We start from the raw sequence: 8834 nt of genomic DNA, 5'->3' as shown, positions 1-8834 counted from the left end.
GAGTCGCTCTCCATGCGAGAGCGTGGATTGAAATCGAAAACGACCGCATGTAATCGGCGGCCGGGCCTCGGTCGCTCTCCATGCGAGAGCGTGGATTGAAATTGCCAATTCTGCTGACCTTCAGCAAAGTTCTGCTGTCGCTCTCCATGCGAGAGCGTGGATTGAAATCTCTTTGACTGATCTTTTATTTGTGGATAAGCAACCTGTCGCTCTCTATGCGAGAGCGTGGATTGAAATGAATGATTGAGAGTAATGGGGTGGTCACCGTATTGTCGCTCTCCATGCGAGAGCGTGGATTGAAATCACCAAGCGACTACGTAATCGGTGATGTTGCCGCCGGTCGCTCTCCATGCGGGTGCGTGGATTGAAATAATAACGCTACCGATTTCATAGTCATGGTGTACGGTCGCACCCCGTGCGGGTGCGTGGATTGAAATATTTGCATCCGAAGTGGCGGTCCCCGCCAACCCGAGTCGCACCCGTGCGGGTGCGTGGATTGAAATTCGAACATGAACACGCGCGGGTATCCTCCGCTGTCCAGTCGCACCCCGTGCGGGTGCGTGGATTGAAATCATCGGCTTTTTTTGCAAGCGTTCCGCTGACGGCAGGTCGCACCCCGTGCGGGTGCGTGGATTGAAATCGTGCTGAACGAGTATGACGAGGTGTATTGCCCTGTCGCACCCCGTGCGGGTGCGTGGATTGAAATCTCAGGACCCTCAGACGAATAACGGACTTACGGGGCGTCGCACCCCGTGCGGGTGCGTGGATTGAAATTTCAGTGTATCCAGACCGTCCTGACCAGAAATGGAGTTTATTTCCATGTTGGGTTGTAGTTTGAAAATGCTGTTTCATGCGGTATTTATGAGCTTCACCTTCTGGTCACGCCCCTTTCGGTGGCGAGAATTATTTTTTATCCCGATTCATCTCTGCTCAACTGACCTATCAGCCTGAAAATAACTGGAAATCACTAACGCGAAGCGATAAGATAGAGTTGCTGGACTTGTATCTACTATTGATAAATCATGAATTGGGGGCGTTTCACAGATGAAGATTGCGGTTGCGGGGGATCATGCGGGCTTTGCCTTGAAAGAAGAAGTAAAGGCTCTATTAACCAGCCTGGAGCATGAGGTTGTGGATTTCGGAGCGCATAATGAGGAAGCTTGCGATTTGCCCGATTATATCTATCCTGCGTCATTGGCTGTGGCTGAGGGGAAGGTGGACCGGGGGATTTTTATTGATGGTGTTGGCTATGGAAGCGCTATGATTGCTAATAAAATCTACGGGGTATACGCGGCGGTCTGTCAGGACCCGTTCTGTGCGGAGTTGGCGCGGTCCCACTCTGATACGAATGTGCTGTGCATTGGCGGCAAAATTATCGGCTCGGCCATCGCCCTTGAAATCGTAAAGGTATGGATGACGACTGAGCATTTGGGAGACGTTGAGAAGTACAAGCGGCGTGTGGATAAAGTGGTTAAAATATCAGAGAAGCATTTGAAACCATTGTCCGATCTGTAAGTGAACTTCCCTTGTGCTGCTCCGGGAATGGTTAGCTTTTGTTCCTGGAGCGGCTGGCTAAATCTCAACGGCTCATGTAATCTTTTAATTTTTTGGCAAAGTCCGTGAAGTCGGAGAGATGCTTGTCGATCATCGTTTTGACAATTCCGATTTGGACAGTCTGGTAATCGTGTATGGCTATTTTTCGGAAATCTACCATGGCTTTAGATTGCGGTTCAGTTGTTCGTCTCAGTACAAGCTTCGCAGCATCTTTGCCTTCATATTCTTCCATAATCCGTTGTATGGATCTTCGAATAGTCCCGGTCTTGTTCAGCACAATATCGGGGTTCATGACTTATCATCCTTCAAAAATGTATCCATAATCTCCCGCCTTTCCTCGTTAAGCATGGCATATTCTTTTAGCGACCGCATAAAAAGCTGTTGCCGTTTAAGCGGCTCGGCATCTTACAGCAGAAAATCCCGTTTCCGATGATTTGAGCGCGAAAGACAGGGCTGGCTTCGGCAAAATCAATCAAGTCGACCTCCCGTCCCAGCTTGTCTGCGAGTTCCCCCGCCAGCATGAATCGGTCGTAAGCGCCAGAAGTCTGACCGTTTGTCAAAAAGGCAACATCCAGATCGCTATTGACGGAGCGTCCCTTTTGCCGCCGAACCTAATAAAATAATGGCATACGTGTCAAAAGCCTCGCGCAGCTTCTGAACGATCAGGTCCTGTTGCTCAGGACTCAGAACATGAAGTTTGCCGGGCTCGTAAGCCTTGGACATGGGTCATCCCATCCGTTCACGCCCTCGCGCGGGGAAGCGATCCTTTGAATTCAGGCTCGGATTTATGCTTCTATTGTATCGTTCTTGTCGGTATTTCACTAATAGGGCGAATCTTTACAAAGTGCGAACCTGAAGCGCACATGAAAATGCCGGGAGGCTCGCGCCTCTAGGGCCGGGAACCCTTGTTTTTTTGAGGTGCGATTGCTCCCCGAGCGGGATCGTGGGTTGAAATATTGTCGGAAATGAGGTTGTGGGAATGGAAACAGGCTGGCGGGACCGCTGAGCTGGTAATCTGTTTCAGAGAGAGCGCGGGAAGATCCCAGGCAAACAGCAACCTGAGCATGCTGCTGCCCATGGCTGTATTGTTAGGTTTGGTGCGAACCCCAAGCTCCCATGAAAACCCCGGGAGATTCGCACCTCTTGCGGGACAAGGGTTTTCGCGTTATTTTATAGTAGGAGTCCCCTTTGAAACGACCATTTTTAAGGGGTTCGCACTAAAGCGTTTGCAATCCTTTGTGTAGTAAGGGGTTGCATCGGATGCTGTCGCTCTCCGTGCGAGAGCGTGGATTGAAATTGCCAATTCCGCAGGGTAAGTTGCTTCGTAGCTGTCGCTCTCCGTGCGAGAGCGTGGATTGAAATCATTCCGCCTGACACCAAGCCTTTCGGATTTTGGGGTCGCTCTCCGTGCGAGAGCGTGGATTGAAATTTAGAACGGCAGGTCTCTAGTTGGTGCTGGAGTACCGTCGCTCTCCGTGCGAGAGCGTGGATTGAAATCTTGTACGTTTGCCGCATTCCTTTGCTTCCAGCCGAGTCGCTCTCCGTGCGAGAGCGTGGATTGAAATACAAGCCAAGCGGTAGACGGACAAAAGTACGTGAGGTCGCTCTCCGTGCGAGAGCGTGGATTGAAATGTTTCAGTTGCCGATCCACTTGCATTACGATTCCCTTGTCGCTCTCCGTGCGAGAGCGTGGATTGAAATCGTAATGTTGCTGGAATGCATCAATCGTTCAGCGTCGCTCTCCGTGCGAGAGCGTGGATTGAAATCTTTTGACGGCTCCTGATAATGTTGATAAAGAAACGTCGCTCTCCGTGCGAGAGCGTGGATTGAAATCGCGTTATTGAACATTCTCACGCCGCAATCTCCTGTCGCTCTCCGTGCGAGAGCGTGGATTGAAATTCATCCTCCCAATCTCCGCAGTCGGGGCCGTCACAAAGTCGCTCTCCGTGCGAGAGCGTGGATTGAAATTGGCCGCTCCCAGATATTAAAATAATATTCAGTGTCGCTCTCCGTGCGAGAGCGTGGATTGAAATAACCTGGAAGTGAAAATCATCGAGAAGGACGCTAGTCGCTCTCCGTGCGAGAGCGTGAATTGAAATAGCATCGCCGCCAAGCAATCATAAACCATCACCCAAGTCGCTCTCCGTGCGAGAGCGTGGATTGAAATCAAACTGTGCCGGAAATATCGTTATAGTAGCAGACGTCGCTCTCCGTGCGAGAGCGTGGATTGAAACCTTTGGTGGGGAAAGGGTGTAGCCTCTCCTTGTCGCCCCCCATGCGGAAGCGCAATTGTAACCCCTTACAAAACCGTCCCACAGAAACAAAGCTTCGCTCCACCTCATTTAAGGACTAATTCTCTGCCCGCCTGACGTAAATTCAGGAGGGCAGAGCTTTTTTTAAACCTTCACTCTTGTTCCATTCCTCCAAGCCCCGCTTGTCACGCCTGTCAGCATATTGCGGTCAAGTCCTACATAGACATGTACTAATCACTGCATTCAAAACAGGTTAAGGGGATGATGTCATGCGCCGGATAGCATGGGTACTCGCGATCATTATGAGCGTTACCCTGATTATGACGGGCTGCGGGAAGAAGGACTCCGCGTCTGTGGTCAAGGATTTGAACGACGTGGCCGACAAGCTGGAGAGCAAGGCGGGAGCCTATCAAGGGGAAGGGACGATGACCCTCTACACCGGCGAGCAGCCTCAGGAGTACAAGGTTGAGGTATGGTATAAAAATCCTTCCTACTACCGCATCAGTCTGGCCAGTGTGCAGAAGAATGTTACGCAGATTGTGCTCCGCAACGATGAAGGCGTGTTCGTGCTGACGCCGAGCCTTGGCAAGAGCTTCCGGTTCCAGAGCGATTGGCCGGAAAATCAGGGACAGGTCTACCTGTACCAGACGCTGATTAAAGGCATCGTCGCCGACAACAACCGCCAGTTCGTGGCTGACAAGGACAGCTACGTGTTCGATGTAGCCGCCAATTATCAGAGCCGTGCGCTGGTGCGCCAGAAGATCTGGCTGGACAAAAAAACCTATGCGCCCAAGCAGGTGCAGGTATCCGATTCGGAGGCCAAGGTTGTGGTGGACGTGAAGTTCAGCAAATTTGCTTTTAATCCGGAATTTTCCGCCGATTCTTTTGACATGAAGAAAAATATGGCTTCCCAAGGGACTTCGGAGAATACGGTGGCACAGGTTGACGAGAACGGCAATCCGCTGCCCGCCGCTGAGAATCAGGAAGGAACGCAGACTCAGGCGAATGCGGACCTTGGCGATTTCGGCGTCATCGAGCCGGGCTACACCCCGGAAGGCGTAACGCTCAAGGGCTCCAACAAAATAGAGAGCAGCGACGATCACGCCGTGCTTTTGCGGTATGACGGAACTTACCAGTATACGATTCTGGAATCTCGTCCGCTGGATCAAGCTGTGTCGCTGGCGCCGGGAACGCTTATTGATCTGGGCTTTACGGCGGGACTTTTGACCGAGGATGAGCAGCAGACTTTGACGTGGATGTCGGGGGATGGCGTGCAGTACCGGATCATCAGCGCGAACCTTCCCCTTAGCGAAATGATGGAAATCGCCGCTTCTACGCAGGATCAAACGGGTAAATAATACGTTGTAGGCGGATACTGCATATTGTGGGATGCTTTCCTCTACAATGCGGTATCCGTTTTTGCTTTCAATCGCTCATTAGCGCGTTTCCTGTTCGCCACGGTAGACGTCGAACCCTCGCTCACATTGACAGTGCCTTCCGTTAGCATTACCATTACGAATAAGAAAGTGATTCAGGTGAACGTTCGGCAAAGGTGACGCTTATTACAAACGAGAAGGTGACTGGAAGTGCAAGAAAGCTATCGACCGACTGTGGCCGAGATTGATCTGGATGCCTTGCGTGCCAATTACGAGAGCTTTCGGCGGCATTTGCCGGCGGGGATGAAGTTTATGGTATGCGTCAAAGGCAATGCGTACGGTCACGGGGCCGTGGAAGTGACGCGGGAGCTGGAACGGCTGGGCGCGGACTATGTAAGCGTGGCGTTTCTGGATGAGGCGATCGAGCTGCGCCAGGCGGGAATTGTCCTGCCGATACTGGTGCTTGGCTATACGCCGCCGGAGGCCATTGCCGCCGCCTGGGAGAACGATGTAACCGTGACGCTTTTTACCCCGGAAGTGCTGGAGGCGATATCCAAACTTCCTGTAAATGACAGCCGGAAGCTGAAGGTGCATATCAAGATTGACAGCGGCATGGGCCGGATCGGACTTCTCCCGGACGAAGCCCCGCTGTTCATCGAAGAGGCGCAGCGTGTCAGGCAGATGGAATTGGAGGGGATGTTCACTCATTTTGCCAAAGCGGATGAAGCAGACAAAAGCTATACACTGGAGCAGTACCGACGGTTCATGAGCGTGACGGAAGCGCTTCGGGAAAGACAGATTGAAATCCCGATCATACATACGGGCAACAGCGCTACGGCCATTGATACCCCTCATTTATCTCCGAACATGGTGCGTGTGGGCGTCAGCATATACGGATTCTACCCGTCAACTGAGGTAAGCAGGCAGCAGGTCGAGCTGCACCCGGTCATGACGCTGAAGACGAAAGCTGTCTATGTAAAAAGCCTGCCGGAGAGCTGGGGCGTCAGCTACGGAACCCGCTACCGCACAGGCAGCGGGGAATTTATCGCCACGTTACCCATCGGGTACGCGGACGGATATTCCCGCATGCTGAGCGGCAAGGCAGAGGTGCTAATACGCGGCCGCCGCGTTCCTGTCGTCGGAACCATCTGCATGGACCAGTGTATGGTATCGCTCAAATCTTTCGCCAATGAGGCGGAACAAATCAAAGCCGGCGAAGAGGTTGTTCTCATCGGCCGCCAGGCTGGCGTCTCCATTACGGCAGACGAGCTGGCTCTCCTTCTTGGAACGATTCACTACGAGGTGACCTGCATGCTGGCCCACCGGGTGCCGCGCGTCTATATTCGCGAAGGCTCGGCTCCCCGCCTGGTAAATGCCTTGCTGCAGACCCCAAGCCCCAATCCGGTAAGCTAAGCGGGAAGGTGCTCAAGGAATATTCGTTCGTAGACGACGCTATGACTTATGGTCTATACGAACCGCCGTTTCTAGTTTATAATGGGATGCAGCATACTTGATATACTGACGGCATATATTCCTTGTATAAAATTCCTTGCATAATGCTACACTGGAATACAAGGGCAGAAGGTTTGTGGGGGTGGAAGAGAAGTTGGCCAATTTGCAAAACACCAAAAGAATCATGATCAGCTTGCCCGATCATCTCTTGCAGGAAGTGGACGGAATTGTCCAGTTGGAGAATTCCAATCGCAGCGAATTGATCCGGCAAGCCATGAAGCTGTATCTCAGCGAACGGAGGAAGCGTTCCATCAGGGAGTCCATGCAGCGCGGATACATGGAAATGGCCAAGATTAACTTGACCATGGCATGCGAAGCGTTCCTTGCCGAGGAAGATGCAGACAGCACTCTTGGCCGCTTAGTAAGCGGGGTGTAGATATTGATCGTAAAACGCGGCGACGTTTTTTTTGCTGATCTTTCGCCGGTAGTTGGTTCCGAGCAGGGCGGAGTAAGGCCCGTTCTTGTGATTCAGAACGATATTGGCAATCGCTTTAGTCCAACGGTCATTGTTGCAGCAATTACCGCACAGATCCAGAAGGCCAAACTGCCAACTCATGTGGAGATTGACGCGACGTCCCATGGCTTTGACCGGGATTCCGTCATTCTGCTTGAGCAGGTTCGGACGATCGATAAGCAGCGCTTAACGGATAAGATCACCCATCTTGACGACGAAACGATGAAAAAGGTGGATGACTCGTTGCAGATCAGTCTGGGTCTGATTGATTTTTAAACCGGACAGGCACAGCCATTCCATAAAAAGGTAATAAGGGTCCATCGCAAATACGCGGTGGGCCTTTTTGGGATTCTTCACCTGGAGCCATTATCCGCAGCCGTTCAAGTCATTCGCCAGCAGGACGCCGGGATAGCTTCCAAGGAAAGATCCCGCTGGAACGACTTCGGGCAAATATGATAGTATTTGACGTATCGGATGGAAGAAAAGAGGGAGAAGCATTGACTGAGCAGGAGATGAATACCGCTTCGGACGAAGCGGCGCGCCGGGAGCGGCAAATGATGATCGGCCAGATTGCAGGAGAGCTGGGCCTGTCCGAGCGGCAGGTCCAAAGCGCGGCGGGGCTGCTGGATGAGGGCAACACCATTCCGTTCATTGCCCGGTACCGCAAGGAGATGACCGGTGAGCTGGACGAGAACGCGCTGCGGGATATCGAGGAACGGCTGAGCTATTTGCGGTCGCTTGGCGAGCGTAAACGCGAAGTCATCCGCATCATCGAGGAGCAGGGCAAGCTGACGGAGGAGCTGCGGGGGCAGATAGCGAAAGCGGTCAAGCTCCAGGAGGTGGAGGATTTATACCGGCCGTACCGCCAGAAGCGCAAGACGCGGGCAAGCGTCGCCAAGGAAAAAGGGCTGGAGCCGCTGGCCGACTGGATTCTGGAGCAGCGCCGCGGCGGCAGCCCGGAGGCGGAGGCCGGCAAATATGTCGATCCCGCCAAAGGCGTGGAATCAGTGGAGCAGGCTCTCCAGGGAGCGCAGGACATTATCGCGGAGGCCATAGCCGACGATGCGGCGGTCCGTTCCTGGGTGCGCCAGCATACGGCCTCGCAGGGGGTTCTCGTCTCCGAGGCGAAGGACAAGGAGCAGGAATCCGTCTACGAGAATTATTACAGCTACCGCGAGCCGGTTCACAAAATGCCGCCGCACCGCATTCTCGCTATCAACCGGGGCGAGCGCGAGAATGTGCTGAAGGTCGGTATCGAGGTAGATACGGCCCGTATTCATGCGTATATCACGCGCAAGCTGGTCAAAGGCCCGTCCCCGGTCAAGGAGCTGCTGGAGGCCGTGGCCGAGGACGCCTACAAGCGGCTGATTGCGCCTTCGGTGGAGCGCGAGGTACGTGGGGAGATGACCGAGAAGGGCGAGAATCAGGCCATCTCGATCTTCTCCGGCAACCTGCGGAGCCTGCTGCTCCAGCCGCCGGTCAAGGGACGCCGCGTGCTCGGCGTCGATCCCGCCTACCGCACCGGCTGCAAGCTGGCGGTCGTCGACGAGACCGGCAAGCTGCTGGAGGTGGCGGTAACGTACCCGACGCCGCCGCACAACAAGAAGCGCGAGGCGGCGGAGAAGTTCAAGGAGCTGATCGCAAGGTACGGCATTCAGCTCATCGTTATCGGCAACGGCACCGGCT

At 53.5% G+C, this 8834-nt stretch carries 9 protein-coding genes and 1 CRISPR repeat array; of the genes, 6 read left to right on the top strand and 3 right to left on the bottom strand.

What is annotated here, in order from left to right; all coding sequences use genetic code 11:
• Positions 1-1044: 1044 nt before the first annotated feature.
• A complete protein-coding gene (locus tag L692_RS0107760) occupies positions 1045-1515 on the top strand; it encodes an RpiB/LacA/LacB family sugar-phosphate isomerase (RefSeq protein ID WP_025698681.1) in 471 nt (156 codons plus the stop codon).
• Between the two features lie 64 nt (positions 1516-1579).
• On the opposite strand, the gene L692_RS0107755 is transcribed toward L692_RS0107760, so the two are convergent.
• The 3 genes from L692_RS0107755 to L692_RS33435 all read right to left on the bottom strand — a co-directional run bounded on the left by L692_RS0107755 (position 1580) and on the right by L692_RS33435 (position 2277).
• Positions 1580-1846, bottom strand: a complete 267-nt coding sequence (locus tag L692_RS0107755) for a HepT-like ribonuclease domain-containing protein (RefSeq protein WP_025698680.1) — start codon at positions 1844-1846, stop codon at positions 1580-1582.
• Positions 1847-1913: 67 nt separating this feature from the next.
• The gene (locus tag L692_RS33440; RefSeq protein WP_051503456.1) at positions 1914-2114 is read right to left on the bottom strand and encodes a nucleotidyltransferase domain-containing protein; all 201 of its coding nucleotides are present in this window, start codon (positions 2112-2114) and stop codon (positions 1914-1916) included.
• A gap of 19 nt (positions 2115-2133) precedes the next feature.
• Positions 2134-2277: a hypothetical protein gene (locus tag L692_RS33435; protein ID WP_232238744.1), complete on the bottom strand. Its 144-nt coding sequence runs from the start codon at positions 2275-2277 to the stop codon at positions 2134-2136.
• Positions 2278-2819: 542 nt separating this feature from the next.
• Positions 2820-3788: a CRISPR direct-repeat array (repeat unit 32 nt; unit sequence GTCGCTCTCCGTGCGAGAGCGTGGATTGAAAT).
• Positions 3789-4075: 287 nt separating this feature from the next.
• Between L692_RS33435 and L692_RS0107745 the strand changes: the two genes are divergently transcribed.
• From L692_RS0107745 to L692_RS0107725, 5 genes are all read left to right on the top strand, one after another.
• Positions 4076-5164: a LolA family protein gene (locus tag L692_RS0107745; RefSeq protein WP_025698679.1), complete on the top strand. Its 1089-nt coding sequence runs from the start codon at positions 4076-4078 to the stop codon at positions 5162-5164.
• A gap of 228 nt (positions 5165-5392) precedes the next feature.
• Positions 5393-6595: an alanine racemase gene (gene alr / locus L692_RS0107740; RefSeq protein ID WP_025698678.1), complete on the top strand. Its 1203-nt coding sequence runs from the start codon at positions 5393-5395 to the stop codon at positions 6593-6595.
• 193 nt (positions 6596-6788) lie between these two features.
• On the top strand, positions 6789-7070 hold the full coding sequence (locus tag L692_RS0107735; protein WP_025698676.1) for a CopG family ribbon-helix-helix protein: 282 nt from the start codon (positions 6789-6791) through the stop codon (positions 7068-7070).
• 3 nt (positions 7071-7073) lie between these two features.
• Entirely contained in the window at positions 7074-7424 is a 351-nt protein-coding gene (locus L692_RS0107730; protein ID WP_025698674.1) for a type II toxin-antitoxin system PemK/MazF family toxin, read from the top strand.
• Between the two features lie 236 nt (positions 7425-7660).
• On the top strand, positions 7661-8834 hold a 1174-nt coding region (locus tag L692_RS0107725; RefSeq protein WP_332258255.1), incomplete at its 3' end, for a Tex-like N-terminal domain-containing protein.

Origin of the sequence: Paenibacillus forsythiae T98 (assembly GCF_000520735.1) — a bacterium.
Classification (GTDB): domain Bacteria; phylum Bacillota; class Bacilli; order Paenibacillales; family Paenibacillaceae; genus Paenibacillus_AQ; species Paenibacillus_AQ forsythiae.
The sequence above is the reverse complement of the archived record's forward strand: the minus strand, read 5'-3'. Positions and strand labels throughout refer to the sequence as shown.

What these genes read in the sequence shown, in the direction of transcription:
- L692_RS0107760 (WP_025698681.1), top strand. Translation starts at nt 1,045, where the DNA reads ATGAAGATTGCGGTTGCGGGGGATCATGCGGGCTTTGCCTTGAAAGAA.
- L692_RS0107755 (WP_025698680.1), bottom strand. Translation starts at nt 1,846, where the DNA reads ATGAACCCCGATATTGTGCTGAACAAGACCGGGACTATTCGAAGATCC.
- L692_RS33435 (WP_232238744.1), bottom strand. Translation starts at nt 2,277, where the DNA reads ATGTCCAAGGCTTACGAGCCCGGCAAACTTCATGTTCTGAGTCCTGAG.
- L692_RS0107745 (WP_025698679.1), top strand. Translation starts at nt 4,076, where the DNA reads ATGCGCCGGATAGCATGGGTACTCGCGATCATTATGAGCGTTACCCTG.